17 protein-coding genes, 1 tRNA gene and 1 pseudogene are annotated in these 15,292 nt (G+C 63.6%); 9 read left to right on the top strand and 10 right to left on the bottom strand.

All coding sequences use genetic code 11. From position 1 onward, the window contains the following. Window positions 1–88 precede the first annotated feature (88 nt). Entirely contained in the window at window positions 89–379 is a 291-nt protein-coding gene (locus YU9_RS0113520) for a hypothetical protein (protein ID WP_027573323.1), read from the top strand. A 134-nt stretch (window positions 380–513) separates the two neighbouring features. On the opposite strand, the gene YU9_RS0113515 is transcribed toward YU9_RS0113520, so the two are convergent. Together YU9_RS0113515 and YU9_RS0113510 are read right to left on the bottom strand one after the other, a co-directional pair. Next, window positions 514–2,439, bottom strand: coding sequence for a sensor histidine kinase (locus YU9_RS0113515; protein WP_027573322.1), 1,926 nt, complete (start codon window positions 2,437–2,439; stop codon window positions 514–516). Continuing rightward, complete coding sequence (locus YU9_RS0113510) at window positions 2,436–3,119, bottom strand: response regulator transcription factor (protein ID WP_027573321.1); 684 nt, start codon at window positions 3,117–3,119, stop codon at window positions 2,436–2,438. The genes YU9_RS0113515 and YU9_RS0113510 overlap by 4 nt, the downstream gene beginning before the upstream one ends. Window positions 3,120–3,273: 154 nt before the next feature. On the opposite strand from YU9_RS0113510, the gene YU9_RS0113505 reads away from it, so the two are divergent. Further along, window positions 3,274–3,852, top strand: coding sequence for a YdeI family protein (locus YU9_RS0113505; protein ID WP_027573320.1), 579 nt, complete (start codon window positions 3,274–3,276; stop codon window positions 3,850–3,852). Between the two features lie 145 nt (window positions 3,853–3,997). On the opposite strand, the gene YU9_RS0113500 is transcribed toward YU9_RS0113505, so the two are convergent. Continuing rightward, window positions 3,998–5,977, bottom strand: coding sequence for an adenylate/guanylate cyclase domain-containing protein (locus tag YU9_RS0113500; RefSeq protein ID WP_027573319.1), 1,980 nt, complete (start codon window positions 5,975–5,977; stop codon window positions 3,998–4,000). A gap of 342 nt (window positions 5,978–6,319) precedes the next feature. Here YU9_RS0113500 and YU9_RS51045 point away from each other — a divergent pair. Beyond that, window positions 6,320–6,565 (top strand): annotated as a pseudogene (locus YU9_RS51045) (GNAT family N-acetyltransferase); the annotation flags it as partial. Between the two features lie 182 nt (window positions 6,566–6,747). On the opposite strand, the gene YU9_RS0113495 reads toward YU9_RS51045, so the two are convergent. From YU9_RS0113495 to YU9_RS0113480, 4 genes are all read right to left on the bottom strand, one after another. Then, window positions 6,748–7,731 carry an ABC transporter substrate-binding protein gene (locus YU9_RS0113495; protein WP_027573318.1) on the bottom strand — a complete coding sequence of 328 codons (984 nt, stop codon included), beginning with the start codon at window positions 7,729–7,731 and terminating at the stop codon, window positions 6,748–6,750. Window positions 7,732–7,934: 203 nt separating this feature from the next. After that, window positions 7,935–8,168 carry a hypothetical protein gene (locus YU9_RS0113490; RefSeq protein ID WP_027573317.1) on the bottom strand — a complete coding sequence of 78 codons (234 nt, stop codon included), beginning with the start codon at window positions 8,166–8,168 and terminating at the stop codon, window positions 7,935–7,937. A gap of 855 nt (window positions 8,169–9,023) precedes the next feature. Beyond that, window positions 9,024–9,326 (bottom strand): hypothetical protein, encoded by a 303-nt coding sequence (locus tag YU9_RS0113485; protein ID WP_027573316.1) that lies wholly within the window; start codon window positions 9,324–9,326, stop codon window positions 9,024–9,026. Between the two features lie 162 nt (window positions 9,327–9,488). Further along, a tRNA-Leu gene (locus YU9_RS0113480) sits at window positions 9,489–9,573 on the bottom strand. A 154-nt stretch (window positions 9,574–9,727) separates the two neighbouring features. On the opposite strand from YU9_RS0113480, the gene YU9_RS0113475 reads away from it, so the two are divergent. Continuing rightward, window positions 9,728–10,267 carry a disulfide bond formation protein B gene (locus YU9_RS0113475; RefSeq protein ID WP_027573315.1) on the top strand — a complete coding sequence of 180 codons (540 nt, stop codon included), beginning with the start codon at window positions 9,728–9,730 and terminating at the stop codon, window positions 10,265–10,267. A 4-nt stretch (window positions 10,268–10,271) separates the two neighbouring features. Here the strand turns inward: YU9_RS0113475 and YU9_RS0113470 are convergent, their stop codons facing one another. Beyond that, entirely contained in the window at window positions 10,272–11,357 is a 1,086-nt protein-coding gene (locus YU9_RS0113470; protein WP_027573314.1) for an AbrB family transcriptional regulator, read from the bottom strand. 100 nt (window positions 11,358–11,457) lie between these two features. Further along, complete coding sequence (locus YU9_RS0113465; RefSeq protein ID WP_027573313.1) at window positions 11,458–11,763, bottom strand: PsiF family protein; 306 nt, start codon at window positions 11,761–11,763, stop codon at window positions 11,458–11,460. A 200-nt stretch (window positions 11,764–11,963) separates the two neighbouring features. Between YU9_RS0113465 and YU9_RS0113460 the strand changes: the two genes are divergently transcribed. Then, window positions 11,964–12,446 carry a hypothetical protein gene (locus YU9_RS0113460; protein WP_027573312.1) on the top strand — a complete coding sequence of 161 codons (483 nt, stop codon included), beginning with the start codon at window positions 11,964–11,966 and terminating at the stop codon, window positions 12,444–12,446. A gap of 124 nt (window positions 12,447–12,570) precedes the next feature. Here the strand turns inward: YU9_RS0113460 and YU9_RS0113455 are convergent, their stop codons facing one another. After that, on the bottom strand, window positions 12,571–13,119 hold the full coding sequence (locus YU9_RS0113455; RefSeq protein WP_027573311.1) for a TetR/AcrR family transcriptional regulator: 549 nt from the start codon (window positions 13,117–13,119) through the stop codon (window positions 12,571–12,573). 107 nt (window positions 13,120–13,226) lie between these two features. On the opposite strand from YU9_RS0113455, the gene YU9_RS0113450 reads away from it, so the two are divergent. Genes YU9_RS0113450 through YU9_RS0113435 form a run of 4 tightly spaced genes read left to right on the top strand, consistent with a single transcriptional unit; the run spans window position 13,227 to window position 15,282 of the window. Next, window positions 13,227–13,655, top strand: a complete 429-nt coding sequence (locus tag YU9_RS0113450) for a thioesterase family protein (protein ID WP_027573310.1) — start codon at window positions 13,227–13,229, stop codon at window positions 13,653–13,655. A gap of 3 nt (window positions 13,656–13,658) precedes the next feature. After that, window positions 13,659–14,135, top strand: a complete 477-nt coding sequence (locus tag YU9_RS0113445) for a PaaI family thioesterase (protein WP_027573309.1) — start codon at window positions 13,659–13,661, stop codon at window positions 14,133–14,135. A gap of 44 nt (window positions 14,136–14,179) precedes the next feature. Beyond that, window positions 14,180–14,563: a CidA/LrgA family protein gene (locus YU9_RS0113440; RefSeq protein ID WP_027573308.1), complete on the top strand. Its 384-nt coding sequence runs from the start codon at window positions 14,180–14,182 to the stop codon at window positions 14,561–14,563. Further along, the gene (locus YU9_RS0113435) at window positions 14,560–15,282 is read left to right on the top strand and encodes an LrgB family protein (RefSeq protein WP_027573307.1); all 723 of its coding nucleotides are present in this window, start codon (window positions 14,560–14,562) and stop codon (window positions 15,280–15,282) included. The genes YU9_RS0113440 and YU9_RS0113435 overlap by 4 nt, the downstream gene beginning before the upstream one ends. Window positions 15,283–15,292 lie beyond the last annotated feature (10 nt).

Below are 15,292 nucleotides of genomic sequence, written 5' to 3'. Positions count from 1 at the left end.
GCGCGCCGACTTTTGCCATTCAGGCTGCACCTCGGCTGCGAGACCCGGTGATTGCGCCGGGACGCCGAACGGGAAGCAGGAGAGCAAGATGTCGAAGAGAGCTGGAGCGCTGGGCGCCGGGCTGACGATCATGGCCCTGGCGGGCGCGGCGATGGTGTCGCTGGGCACGAGCCCGGCGCAGGCGGTGGTTTATTGCAAGACCGTCGGGGTGCCCAAGGGCTGCGTGGTACGGCCGACCGCCGCGGTGGTGGTCGCGCCGGGAGCGCCGGTTGCGCGCGCAGCCGTCGCAACGCCCGGCGTCGGCGCGCCTGGCGTCGGCGTGCGCGCCGGCACGCCGATGAATCGCGGCGGCCCCGTCAATCGCGTCGGCGTGCGCTGATATTCCATTCAATTGATTTGATTGCATCGCTTCGGGCCAACGGGGCCTGCGGACGAACCCCCCGTCCTCCGCAGGCAAATCACCCGGCCCGTCCCCTCTCTCCGTGCGCCCCACACGTTCGGGGAGGGGGCCTTTCAGCCCGCAGCCATGTCGCTGTCGGGAAAACGCTGCGGCAATTGCAGCCGCACGCGCGTGCCTGAGGCATCCGAGCTCAGATCGAGCACCGCGCCGCAGCGCGCGGCGCGGCTTCTCATGTTGCGCAGGCCGCGCGCGGTCTGGCCCGCGCCCGCGGCCTCGCCATTGCCGGACAGCGCAAAGCCGCGGCCGTCGTCCGTCACGCTGATCACGCCGTAAGGTCCCAGGCCGCCGTCATGCGTCTCGATGGTGACCGCGACCTGGCGGGCCTGTGCGTGCTTGACCGCGTTGGTCACGGCCTCGTCGAGGATGCGCACGATCTGGATGACGTGCCACGGCCTGAGCTCGGGATGCAGCGGCAGGCCCTGCGGCGTCGCCACGCGCCAGTCGAGCGCGATGTCGTGCGGCCGCAATTGGGCCGTGGCGCGCTCGCGCCAGGAGCCGAGGGCGAGCATCAGGTCGCCGCCGATGTCGTCCATGGAATCGATGACGAGACGCAGATCCTTCAGCGCCGCGCGGGCGGCATCGGTGATGGTCGCGCCCGCACTGCCGCGCTCGGACAGTGCGACGATGCTGACGAGCTGGCCGCCGAGGCCGTCGTGGAGGTCTCGCATCAGGCGCGTGCGCTCGTTGGCGAGCGCGGCGGCGCGGGCGCGCTCCTCCTCGCGGGCAAAGCTCGCCTTCAGCCGCTCCTCGGCTTCGCGCACCCGCGTCACCAGCTGGCCGGCAAAGCTGTCGACCTGGTTCAACGCGCGGGCAAAGCGCCAGGTCAGCCCGGCGCCGATCGCGACCAGCATCGCCGAATAGGACAGGCGCGAGACGAAGATGCGATCGTTGCTCACGATCTCGAGCACCGTGAGCATGTCCTGGACCCAGCAGACCAGCACGATGGTCACCGCGCAGCCGATCGTGAAGCTCGCCGCGTCCTGCCGTCGCACCACCGCGGTTGCGGTGACGCAGGCCATCAGGAACAGGCAGAGCCCGACGGTGGGAATGCCGAGCACCAGGAACAGGATGCGCGGCAGCGGCGGGCCCCCGATCAGCCCGACCACGAACACGAGGATGCCAGGCACGAACAGCAGCGTGCCGTAGCGCGGCCAGCGCCAGCCGAAGAACAGCACGCCGAACACGACGATCAGCGCGCTCTCGATCGGTGCGGACGCCAAGAGCACCGCGGCGAGCCGGGATACCGCGGCCGGCGGCACCGGCGGCGGCGCGAACGCCTGCACCACTCCGAGCACCATCGCCGTTGCCAGCACGCCATAAACCGGTTCGTGGCGCCGCATCAGCCACATGATCGCGAGGATGACGGCCAGGATCGCCTGCCAGGCGGAGAACACCACCGGCAGCGTGACGAACAGCAGCGTGCGAGTCTCATAGGCCGGGCGCAAGGCGATATCCGGCCCGACATAGACGGTGTCGAGAAAGCCCTTGAGCGGGCCCCACACGAACAGCCGCACCGTGATCTCGTTTGCGCCCTCGCGCAGCAGCGAAGCGGGGATGGCTGCGATCTCAGGCGTGTTGCGGTCGGGCCGGTTGGCGTTGGCATCGCGCCGGGAGTCCAGCACGATGATGCCGTTGACGGCGACCTCCACCGCGTTGCTGAAGCGCGGCAGGAAAACCGACCAGCCCGAGGCCGCATTGGCGCTCCGGAACGTGAAGGCGCCGGTGTAGAATGGCGGGTCGGCCAGCGAATAGCGCGACGACGTGAAATGTGGCAGCGTCACGGGACGCGTCAGACCGTCCTCCCGCGCCGAAAAATCGCTCACCGCGAAGTCTTCGGGGTCGTTCGGCTGCAGCAGCCGAATCCCCAGGATCGTGACGATCACGATCAGGGCCTGGAGCAGCAGATAGGGCACGAGGCGCGAAGCCAGCAGCCGGCGCCGCGCGGGTTTGAGAGCCGCCTTCGCCGCGATCTCGCTCACAGCTTGATCAGGCCCTGCTGCACCGCCTCGAACACCGCTTCGCTGCGCGTGTGCACCTCGAGCTTGCGATAGATGTTCTTGATGTGGCCGGGCACGGTCTGCTTGGACAGGCCGAGATGGCTGGCGATCTCGGCATAGCTGAAGCCCTTTGCGATGCCCCACAGGATGTCGATCTCGCGCGGGGTCAGCTTGGCCGTGTTGAGCGCAGGTCCAGGCGGCGGCTCCGCAGAATTCTGTGCGGCACCTTGTGTTCTGCGCACGATGAAACGGGCGATCGAGGCCGAGATCGGCGAATGTCCGGCGACCAGGTCGCGCACGGTGGTGGCGATGTCGGTGGGGAAGGCGTCCTTGAGCAGATAGCCGGTGGCACCGACCGTAATCGCGGAGATCACGCTTTCCTCGTCGCCGAGCGCGGAGATCACCATGATCTCGGTGTCCGGAGAGCGCTGCCTCATCTCGCGGATCAGCTCGACGCCGTGGCCGTCGGGCAGCCGCAGGTCGGTCAGCAGCACGCGCGGCGCGCCGACGCTCAGGACCTGCCGCGCCTCCGCGAGCGTCCCGGCGCTGCGCACCTCGTACCCGGCCTTGACCAGCGCATCCTGGAGCCGCCAGCAGGTCGGCGCGTCGTCCTCGACGAGGAGGATGGTGATGGCTTCACCCGTCTCGCCCTGTTCGGTCATGATCATCGTCCCGCGACCCGCGTGTCCCCCGCGGCGCGAGGGCAAGTCTAGCCGCAGCACGGAGGCCATGACACCCATAATCATGGGGGCTGAGCTTGCCACTGGGCTTGTTGTCCGCAGATGGAGGCTTTGTGCCTACGTGGTAAAGTGGCCTATGGTTAGCAAAAAGCAGCAAGCCCCGTTGGCATTTAAGAACGCATCCAGGCTTGGGGACTGGCTTGAGAAGCACCATGGCACTGCGACCGAACTCTGGGTGCGGATATTCAAATCAGACACGGGCGTGCCGTCGGTGACGTGGAACGATTGCGTTATTGAGTCCATCCGCGTCGGTTGGATCGATGGCCAGATGAAGCCTTTCGACGACATGTCGTACTTGCAACGACTTACCCCGAGGAAGGTGAATTCCAATTGGTCGGCCAAGAACTGCCGTCATGCAACAACCCTGATCGCTGAAGGGCGGATGCTTCCCGCTGGATTGGCTCAGGTCGAAGCGGCCAAATCGGATGGACGATGGGACACTGCATACGCAGGCTCAGCGGACATGACTATCCCGCGAGACTTTCTCGACGCCTTGGAGGACATGCCCGCGGCGAAAGCGTTCTTCGCGACACTCGATCGTAGGAATCTCTATTCAATCTACTATCGCCTTCATACAGCGAAGAAGCCGGGGACGCGCGCCAGACGGATCGCGCAAATTGTTGCGAAACTGGATCGTGGCGAGAAGTTTCACTGACCCATGCAGCCTCTCGGAGCCAGCCCGTAGAATGGGTTGAGCGGAGCGATACCCATCGATTTCCGCCGCATGGGTGATGGGTTTCGCAACGGCTCAACCCATCCTACGGGCTAAGGGCCAGAAGGAGACCTCGAGTCCTGTCATCTCATTGCTCGCGAACGCCAGCTTTTCTGAGTCCCTCGACGATGTCGTCGTACTCACGACGAAACTGCGGATTGCTCGACCGTGCGTAGCCTATTTTCTGGAACCACTGGACCGTGAAGTCCTGTCGGATTGCAGTCAATTCCGTCAACATTTGCTGGGCCATTTCCAATTGACCAGTGGCTCCATAAGCTGAAACCAGATCCGCATATGGAAGCCAGTCCAACTTGTTCAAACTGATCGCGCGCCTACATTCCTCAATGCCTTCCGTATATTGATGCAGATGCACGTGAGCATGACAGAGAAAAAAGCGCCAAGTGCCAGCGGCCGGATCTTTGGGGCTTAAGCGCAACGCGATCTGAACGGGAGAAAACGCTTCGCGAGCGCGTCCCGCAGTGATAAGTGTGATCCCTTTTGATGCGTATGCTACCGGCGAATTAGGGTCGATTTCCAAAGCTGCGTCCAATTCAGACAGCGCTCCTTCGGGACTTCCGTAGTTCAAAACGCTTCCCATGACTACGTGCGCGTTTGCAGTCGCCGGGCGTTTTGCAAGAACTTGATCAATCAGTTTGGTCGCGGTCTTTTTGTCCTCGACGACGGAGGTTGACCATCCGTTGTTCACGCGACTGGCTAAGCACCACGCTTTCCCGAGCATTGCGTCAATGTTTCCCGGATCGAGGCGCAACGCACTGTCGAACAAGTCCATTGCCTGCGCGTTGGTTGCTTTTGTCTGAGGCCCATATACTTTCGTCCAGCCGCGCATGCTGAAATCCACAGCATCTGGATTCGTTGACTGGTCCATTTGGCTGCGCCGACTTTCAGCCTGGACGAGTTGGACGTTGAGAGAGCGGGCGAGCCGCGCAGTGACCTGCTCCTGCAGGGCGGCGAGATTCGTCCGATCCCCGCCAAAACGGTCTGACCAGACGTCGCGGCCAGTTGACAGGTCGGCAAGCGACACATTCATCCGGACCTGATCTCCCGCCCGCTGCACGGCGCCCTGCACGGCCCATCGAACGCCAAGGTCCTTGCCGAGCGTCTTAAGATCGACCTGCTTGTTCTTATAGGTAAAAGCCGTCCCACGCCCGATCACGAATGCACCAGGCATCTGAGCGAGGTCGGTCGTCAGGTCAGTCGTGATACCGTCCGCGAAATAGTCCTGCTCGGGATCGTTGTTAAGGTTCGCAAAGGGCAGGACGATAAGAGACAAGCGGGGAGCGATATCGGGACGGGCCGTTGCTTCTCTCTGTGTCTTTTGCCCTTCCTGCAAAGCATAATTGCGGACGGTCTTTCCGACGTTCCAATAGACGACGAGGCTCCCGGCCACCGCGCCGACGACCGCAATTGAGGCAATCGCCGCCGAACGGACTCGGATCCGACCAGTGAAACGAATCGGCAGTGAAAGCGGGCTTTGACTTGCGCGTTCAGTCCGGGTAGTCGGGCCGGGTCCATCGCTGATCACGGCATACGCCCGAACCGGGCGGTCGATATTCTTGAGGTTCTGCTCGCCCAGATCGGCGAACTCAACGCGGACCTTGCCCCGGACTTGATCGTAGGCAGAGGCAGAGATGCAGATGCCGCCCGGTTTTGAGATACTTTCAAGGCGCGCCGCAATGTTAACGCCGTCTCCAAAGATGTCGTGGGGCCCGAGAATTACGTCCCCGATATTGATGCCCACACGGAAAGTAATGCGCCTATCTTCAGCATCTCCGATTGTCAGTTCGTCGACGCGGGCCTGGAATTGTACAGCAGCTCGGACGGCTTCGACTGCGCTCGAAAATTCCGCCAAGAACCCGTCGCCAGTGTTCTTCACGATGCGGCCACCGTGGTCGGCAATCGCCGGTTTGACACCGTCCATTAGGAGAGTGGCCAGTCTGGCGTGGGTCGCCTCTTCGTCATGGTGCATGAGCCGCGAGTAGCCAGCCACGTCGGCGACCAATATCGCCGACAACCTGCGCTCGACCCGGTCTGGCCGCTCTTGCACCATGCCTGCGATCCAACCTACACGCGATCTTATACAACAGGTCACATGGGATGCCCATACGAGCCAATGTCGCAATTGGGTCAAAAGCTACGGTCACCACGTCCGTCCTCTCAGGTCCGGTCTCCCTCAGGCAGCCTGATGTGGCGGCAACTCGTTCAGTATTCAACTCAGGGGCAGAAGCCGAGCTGTGTAGTTTTGGTGTTTGTCGTTCGCAATTACTGCGTTGGTCTGAATACATGGACATCCCACCCTTGTCAGCCGACCTCCGCTTTCGACTTCTAGCAAACTCGGCAAAAGACATCGTGTTTTCGTTCGAAGTCAAAAAGGCGGCGATGCGTCCGCACATTGCCCAAAAGTGGGGATGGGGATGAAGAGTATCAATTCAAGGTTCACCTCGACCATTTCAGGAAAAAGCCCTTCTTCGCGATTGAGTGCAGCGAGGCGAAGATCGGCACTCTTTCGTTGATGCAGCAGGACGGCTTCGCTCGGTTTGGAGAGTTTTACATCTTTCCGGAGGAGCAACAGCGCGGGCTTGGCACGCGCATTCTTAGGCACGTTTTACAGGTCTCCGATGAGCTGTCTCTGCCAGTGAGGCTGGAATACCTCAAATGGAATCCAGTCGGCTCCCTGTATAAGCGTCACGGGTTCGCTATCATTGGCGAGACAGACATTCACTGGCTTATGGAGCGTCCTTCGGCAGTTCCCGCTGCGCAACGACCCGCGGGCCGGGCAGCGATGGGCCAGTACCGGACTCATGCACCACAGCAATCATCTCATTCGATGACCTCGTCGGCGTGGGCGAGCAAGGTTGGCGGAACAGTGATGCCGAGCGACTTTGCGGTGGTGAGATTGATGATGAGTTCGAATGTCTTTGGCAGCTCGACTGGTAGATCGCTTGGATGCGTACCCTTTAGAACTCTGTCGACATAATAGGCCGCGCGGCCATAGTTCTCACAAAAGTTCAACCCATAGGACATCAAGCCGCCGGCTTCGACATATTCTCTGACCTGGAAGATCGTCGCCAATTGGTTTTGTACCGCAAACTCTGCGATCTGCTTCCGATAGGCAAAAGTGAGCGCCTCCTGTAATGTAATGAGTGCGTGGCAACGGAAATGCGAGCCCGCAGACAACAGCCGCTCCAGATCGTCAGTTGACCGGACTTCAATCGGCTCGATAAAGACCCCGGAGGCCTGTCCACCGATTTTGAGCTCTTGAAGTTCCAACATCTTGCCGGCGTTGCCGGGATTGTGCAGGACACATACGCGCGTGAGGTTCGGCGCGACGGCCTTCAACAATTCGATCAGTTTGGCGCTTGTTGACGGCAGGAAATTCGATACTCCGGTGATATTTCCGCCGGGACGGGCCAAGCTCTCGACGATACCGCTGGCCACAGGGTCACTTACCGCCGCAAAAACGATCGGAATACGGGTCGTTGCCCGTTTGGCGGCCTGGGCTCCAGGTGTAGATGTTGCGACGATCAGGTCCGGATTCAATCGGACAAGCTCGGCGGCGAACTGGGAATATCGATCGACGATGCCTTCGGTCCACCGAAGCTCCAGCTTGAAATCTTGTCCCTCAGTCCAGCCAAATTTGCGCAAACCGGACAGAAAACAAGCAAGCAGAGTCTGGCCGACAGGCGACGACGTACCGCCAAGAAATCCTACTCTCGCCGGTACTGAGCGCTGCGCCCGCGCAACGAATGGCGACACTGACACGCATGCGGCGCCAACCAGTCCGATGAACTCGCGACGTCCCATGTCGGCCTCCCGACTGCGCCGGCAACATCAGAGCAGGCTGACGATACCATAAGTCGCTGCTAGAGAGTAAGGCTCTCAAGCCCCTTACGCATAATTGGTCGCAGCGAGCGACTGTCCCCTATGTGTCACGAGCCGCCGATCACGCTCAAGCGGGGGCGACTTCCGCTTAGCCTTGCGGAGCCGAGTACACACCTTAGCCCGGCTCACGAGAGATCAACCCGCGGCGGCGGATAGCGCCGGGCCAGCACCGACAAGGATAGATGACGCTCGTCTTCCGGCAGCTCCAGATAGGCCAGCACGAGCGGCCGCTTCCAGTCACCGACGCCGAAATCCATCGTCATCCATTTCTGCGGCTCGGGTCCATCGAGGCCCCGGACCCAGACGAAATAGCGGGGAAGGTCGTCGGCGTCCGCTTCTGTCGTGCGTCGTCTGGCCATCAATGTTGCCCGCTGCATCAGATCGGTTGCCACAGGATATAGGGGCTGGCGCGGGGAAGTCGAATGCCTCCGGACGCAATCTCTCCTCCTCCTCATTGCGAGGAGCTCTTGCGACGAAGCAATCCAGACTATCTCCGCGGATGCATTCCTGGATTGCTTCGCTGCGCTCGCAATGACGAGGAGGAGAAGGGGGCAAGTATGAAGCTCTCGGGCTGAAGAGGATTCCCACCGGAACAAAGTCTATCCAAACGCTGCCGGGCCGTAATCTCAAAATTCCGATTGACCGAAATTCGGAAATATCGTATGTGTCGCTCATCCTGGCCCATGGATAAGGGGCGTTTCGCGATCGTCACGATACGCGGGCCGGGTGGCGGTGGGCGTGGAGCGCATCGGCGCGCATGCGATCGCAGGGCGGGTTTGGCCCGTGAGCGGTTGAGCGGCGCGCACACGACCGGTGCGTTCCACGTACGGCAAAAGCGTGTGGTCCTGACGCCCGGGGTCTGTGCGTCAAGGCTTGCGGTGGTGAAGCGGCCCGACCGGGTGCGCGCATCAGTCATCCGCAAGGCGACGGGGGCAATAGTGCATCGCTCCCCGGGGAGAGCGCGCCATAAGCCGTCAAACCACTGCGCAGGGAAAGGCCGGGATGTCCAGGCTGCCCTGTATGCCGCTGTGCATCTGTCTTCGCGCAATTTGCGCACAGCGGACCGCGGGTGCCAGCCGGCGCCCGGCCTTCCCTGCGCCCTTTCCAAAGGAAGGGGCGTCAAGAGAAGCACAAGACTCGGGCGTCATGCGTCGCGAGGCCGAAGAGGCGTGTCTTGCTGTTTGAAAATGAAGTGGCTCCGCTCCTCCTGCGGATCACCGCCACAAGTCGCAGGTCGCCACACGGTTGAGGTCGGCGAGGCGGCGGTCGGCGCTTCCATGCAGATCGAGGCTGGCGAGCAGGGTCAGCAGGCGCCGGTAGGCGCGGTCGGCAATTTCGACCGGCAGCGGGGCCTCGTCAAAAGCCTCGACATAGCTGCCGACGATACCGCTGAGCAGGCGGCACAGGCCGCGCTGTGCGGGATCGTCCCGGCCGAGCGTTTCGAGCTTTTGCTGAAAGGTCTGGAAGGTCCGCAAGCCGTGGTGTTGCTGCGAAAGCCACGCGTGCAGGTCGTTCATGTGAGCTCCTTCGGGTCATGGAAGAAGCTGCCGGTTTATACAGTGGGAATGGGGAGATGGCTAGAGCGCACCTGAGCCAAGGCTTCGGCGGGAGCCTTCGCTGCTTCGCATGGATAGGCTTGCGCGCGGCTTGCCCAGCCGTAGCTGCGAAGCAGCGAAGGCTGGTGCCCCTGGCCGGAATCGAACCAGCACTCCTTGCGGAACTCGATTTTGAGTCGAGCGCGTCTACCAGTTCCGCCACAGGGGCCCTCGGTCGGCCTTGAGGCGGCGTCGCGAAGCCGGCGGACTATAGCCATGGACAGGACGGGGTCAACCCGCGCCAAAGTGATCCCGGCCGTTCTCGACAGCCGCATGGGCCGGGGCTAGAGGCTTAGGGCGCCAGATATGCGAAAGAGGCTGCCGTGACCACCCCGAGTGCCGCCATACCTGCGTTCAAGCCGGCCGCCACGAGCCCCGCACTGACCACCTCGGTTCTCGTCACGCTGATCGCCACAGTCACGATCGCCGGCGCCTGGTTCTTCCAGCTCGTGCTGGAGATCCTGCCCTGTCCGCTATGTCTGGAGCAGCGATACGCCTATTACCTCGCAATTCCGCTCGGTGCGCTCACGGCGATTGCGGCTCGAAGCGGCGCACCGCGGCCGCTGCTGCTGGCGGGGCTGGCGATCCTCGTGCTGGCGACGCTCGCCAACGCCGGCCTCGGCGCCTACCATTCCGGCGTCGAATGGGGTTTTTGGAAAGGGCCGACCGATTGCTCCGGCCCCGTCGTCAATCTCGGCAGCGCTGCTGATCTCTTGTCGAAGCTCGACACCGTGAAGGTGGTGCGCTGCGACGAGGTGCAGTGGCGCTTCCTCGGCCTGTCGCTCGCCGGCTACAACGTGCTGATCTCGCTCTTGATGGCCGCGATCGCCGCCTGGGGATTCGTGCGGACGGCGAAGCGCTAAGGGCCTAGTCATCCACATCGTCCTGCGTGCGCCCGAACAGGTGCACGATGCCGGGCGTTGCGATCGTCACGAAGACGAAACGCGACAAATGATGGGCGCCGACGAAGATCGGGTCGATGTGCAGCGTCAGCGCCAGCGCCAGCATCGCGTCCATCGCGCCCGGCGCGAACGCGACGACGACGTCGGAGAACTTCACTTGTGTGGTCAGCGCCACGATGCCGACGAAGATGGCGGAGACGGCGATGGCCACCGCAAACGAGCCCAGCGCCGCGCGGAGGTGGCCGGCGAGCGTCTTGATCCGCATCCGCGCGAAACGGCTGCCGATCAGTGCACCGATGCCGATCAGCGCCACGCCGCGCACCCAGTCCGGCAGGCCGCCCTCGACCCATCCGGCACCATGCAGCACGCTGGAGGCGATCATCGCGCCGAACATCCAGCTCGCCGGAAACTTGATCAGCCGCAACACGAGCGCTGCGGCCAGCGAGGCCGCGGCCAGCTCGAGCAGGTCGAGCGGCGAGGCGATCGTCGTCGTCAGCGACGGCGCAGCCGAGGGCGCGACGCCGGCGAGGGCCAGCACCATCGGCAGCGCGGCGGTCAGGATGATGACGCGCATGGTCTGCACCACCGCAATGCCCGGCAGGTCGGCGCCGCGCTCGACCGCCAGGATGGTGATCTGCGACAGCGCGCCGGGGCTGCCGGCCAGGAAAGCCGAGGTGCGGTCCCAGCCGTGGATGCGCTGGAGGTAATAGCTCGAGCCGAAGGTCGAGCAGAAGGTGGCGAGCGCAAGCAGGCCGATGGTGAGGGGATAGGCGCTGACCTGCTGGAGCAAATGGCGCGAGACGACCGAGCCCAGCGAAATGCCGAGCAGCACCAGCACGGTCTGGGTCAGGATCGGCGGCAGCGCCAGCTGGCGGCCGGCGATCGCGGCGATCCCGACCGCGATCATCGAGCCCGAGATCAGCCCGCCGGGAAGGCCGGCGAGCAGAAACACGAGGCCGCCGGCGGTGCCGATGACGAGCGTCTCCACCGTACTCAAGATCTCGGCACGGCTCGGCCATTCGAACGGCAGGGAGGCGGTGATTTGCTTCACACCACCTTATCGCAAATCGGCGGGAGGCGCACAATTGCAGGCTCGTCATGCCGCAATGCGCGACGCCTCCCGCGGATGCTCGCAGGGGACAGTGACGAACTTATTTCTTGTCTGCGGCAGGGGCGGCAGGAGCGGCGGTGCCGGCCTTCGCTTCCTTCATGCACTCACGGCGAAATTTCTTGCGTTCCTTGCCTTTCAATCCCTTGGCGTCCGCCTGCTTGGAGCATTCGAGCGATTCCGCCGAACGCTCCTTCGGCGCCTTCTTGTCGGTGGTGGCAGCGGCATCGGTCTTCGTCTCGGTCTTCGTCTCGGTCTTGGCTGCCGGCGCGGCGGTCTGCGCGAAGGCGGTGCCGGTGACGAGCAGGGAGGCGAGAGCGGCGGCGGCGAGGCGGGACGTGAGGGTCATGTGGTGCACTCTGCTTGCGAGAATTGCGAAGGGCTGGAACGTCGGCTCGCGTTGCTGAACGCGACATGAATGAGTTGAGCTGCAGGATCACTATATTTTCGCCACCGCAACCCATCGCATCCTTGTCGCAAGCGGCCGGCACGCTAGGATAGCAATCCTCGTTTCACTTCCGTCGGGAAGACCAAGGAGGAGACCAAGGGATGACCATTCAGACAAAATTGTTGTGTGCGATTGCAGCGTCCGGTGTCGCAGCGTTGCTGGCGAGCGCGCCAGCGCAGGCACTGACCGCGCAGGAGTGCAGCGCGAAATATCAGGCCGCCAAGAAGGACGGCTCGCTCGGAACCATGAAGTGGAATGATTTCCGCAAGGCCCAATGCGGTGCCGACGCAACGCCTGCCGCTGCGCCCACCGCGGCTGCGCCGACCGCTCCTGCCGAGCCAAAGCAGGCGAAGAAGGAGGCGGCACCCGCCGCCGCGCCGGCCCTGCCGGCGGGACCCGCGGTCTATCCGAACGCGGTCGATCCGAAATATGCCAAGGAGACTCCCGGCAAGGCGCGCCTGCACACCTGCGTCGACCAGTACAATGCCAACAAGGCCACCAACGGCAATGGCGGCTTGAAGTGGATCCAGAAGGGCGGCGGCTATTACAGCGAATGCACCAAGAAGCTGAAGGGCGCCGCCTGAGCTTCGAATTGGTACGATGGCCGGAGCAACGCTCCGGCCATTTCGCTCGAATTTTTCGAGCATGTCTTTTCGGAAAACCGCTGCACACTTTGCGCTCACGCGGCCCCGCGGGTCCGGATCATGCTCAGTCGAGCAGCTTCTCGGCCGATTTCGCCACGAGCTGCGACCGCTTGCGCGGACTGCTCTCGACGAACAACAGGCTCTGGCCGAAGATGAAGCAGTAGAACAGGAAGGCCTGCGCGTCGGCCTCCTCGGCCGCAAGACCGGTCGCGCGATAGAGTTCGCCGACGTGCTTGAGCCGCGCCGCGTCGACGCTCGCCACCGCCGCCGCGGCGTTCCCGTCCGAGCGGGCCCATTGCCGGATCGCGAGCTCGATCGCCATCCCTTCCGGGTTGAGACGCTCGGAATAGAGCTGGATCACCGCCCTCAGCCGCTCGCGGGGCGCTTGCCCGGCGAGACTTGTCTGCTGGGCGATCGCGGCGATGCGTCCCTCGCGCCAGGCTTTCAGCATGGCATCGAGCAGCGCGGCGCGGTCGGCGAAGCGTCGGTAGAAGCCGCCCTTGGTGACGCCGAGGTTCTTGGCGAGAACCTCGACCCGCACGCCCTCCACCCCCGCGCGGGCGAGCTCGGTGAATCCCGCCTCGACCCAGACATCGCCCTTGCCGTCGCTCATGAAGGAAGCCTCACCCGATCTTGATACGGTACCGTATTGCTAACGCGACACGGGTTTGATACGCTACCGTATCAACGATCAAAGACGGAAATGCGGGAGGAAAGGCGATGGAGCAGGAGGCGACCTATCGCGGCACGGTCTATCCGTGGCAATGCGACCATGTCGGGCACATGAACATCATGTGGTATGTCGGCAAGTTCGACGAGGCCAACTGGAATCTGTTCGCCCGCCTTGGCCTGACGCCGAGTTACTTGCGCAGCTCCGGCCGCAGCATGGCCGCCGTGCAGCAGAACATTGCCTACAGGCGCGAGCTGCTCGCCGGCGACATCGTCGAGATCCGCAGCCATCTGCTCGAGATCAGGGACAAGTCGATCCGCTTCCGGCACGACATGACGAACGCCGAGACCGGCGAACTCGCAGCGACGTGCGAGATCACCGGCGTGCACATGGACCGCCAATTGCGGAAGTCCGCACCGTTCGCCGATGCCATCCGCGAAGTGGCCTTGAGGCATCTTGCCGAACCGGCCGAGGTGTGAGCCATGACTGCCTTCGAGCCGAAAAACCCGGGCTATCGCGCGGCCTCCATCGCCATGTTCGATGCCCAGCCGGCGATGCGCACGCTCGGCATCGTGATCGTGCGTCTCGTGCCGGGCGAGGTCGAGCTGGCGATGCTGCACGCGCCGGCTCTCACACAGCAGAACGGCTTTATCCATGCCGGCATCAACACGGCCGGGCTCGACAACGCCTGCGGCGTTGCGGCCTTCAGCTTGATGCCGCCGGCGGCCGATATCCTCACCGTCGAATTCAAGGCTACGCTGCTCGCGCCCGCCCGCGGCGAGCGTTTCGTCTTCAAGGCCGAGGTGGTCAAGCCCGGCCGCACACTCACCTTCTGCGAGGCAAAGGCCTACGCCGAGCATGACGGCAAGGTCACGCTGATCGCCACGATGACTGCGACCTTGATGGCGATGCTGCCTCGCCCTGCGACGTCGCATGAATCGCGCGCGTCCCGCGCATAGCGGCGATTGACAAGCGAGCCAGCGCATCCCTTGATGCGGTGGTCATGCTTGCAAGTCTCGGCCTCATCCTGCTCTGCCAATTGATCGGCGAAGCCGTCGTGCGCGGCCTCGGCCTGCCGTTGCCGGGACCAGTGCTGGGCCTCCTGCTGCTCCTGATCCTGCTGATGACGCGGGACCGCTTTGCGCTGCTCGCGCGCGGGCCGCTGCGCAATGACGGTGTCGAGACGGCGAGCAAGGGCCTGCTGGCCCATCTCTCACTATTATTCGTGCCGGCCGGCGTCGGCGTCGTGCAGAAGCTCGACCTGCTCGCGTCTCACGGCATCGCCATCACCCTCGTGCTCGCGCTGTCCGTGGTCGTCACGCTGCTCGCGACCGTGCTGACCTTTCGCCTCGTCAGCCGCCTGTTGAAGCAACAGGACGCGCGATGAAGGACAATCCGTTCTCGCTGTGGGTCTATCTTTCGCAATCGCCACTGCTGTGGCTGACCGTAACGCTGCTGGTCTATGCGAGCACGGACGCGGTCTCGCTGGCGACGCGGCGCCATCCGCTGGCCAATCCCGTGCTGCACGCGATGTGGATCATCGGCGCGTTCCTGCTCCTGACCGGTACCTCCTACACGACCTATTTCGCCGGCGCCCAGTTCGTACATTTCCTGCTGGGTCCCGCCACCGTCGCGCTCGCCGTCCCGCTCTATGAGAACCGCAAGCGCGTGGTCGCCTCGATCGTGCCGATGCTGGTGGCGCTGCTCGCGGGATCGGTTACGGCCGTGGTGTCGGTGGTGCTGCTGGCCGAGTTCGCCGGCCTGCCGCGCGATGTCGTGCTGTCGCTGGCGCCGAAATCGGTCACCGCCGGCGTCGCCATGGGCATCGCCGAATCCCTGCATGCCGATCCTTCGCTGGCGGCGGTCGCCGTGATCCTCACCGGCATCATGGGCGCAATCATCGTGACGCCGCTGATGAATCGCACCGGCATCATCGATTACCGGGCCCGCGGCTTTGCCGCCGGTCTTGCCGCGCATGGCATCGGCACCGCCCGCGCGTTCCAGGTCGACGAGATCGCCGGCGTCTTCTCCGGCATCGCCATGAGCCTGAACGCTCTGGTGACCTCGTTCCTGGTGCCGCTGGCGGTCACACTGCTGGTGCGATGACATCGCCGCC

Origin of the sequence: Bradyrhizobium sp. WSM1743, assembly GCF_000473065.1 — a bacterium.
GTDB lineage: Bacteria > Pseudomonadota > Alphaproteobacteria > Rhizobiales > Xanthobacteraceae > Bradyrhizobium.
Note: the sequence above shows the minus strand (reverse complement) of the source record. Positions and strands in the feature narration are given on the sequence as shown.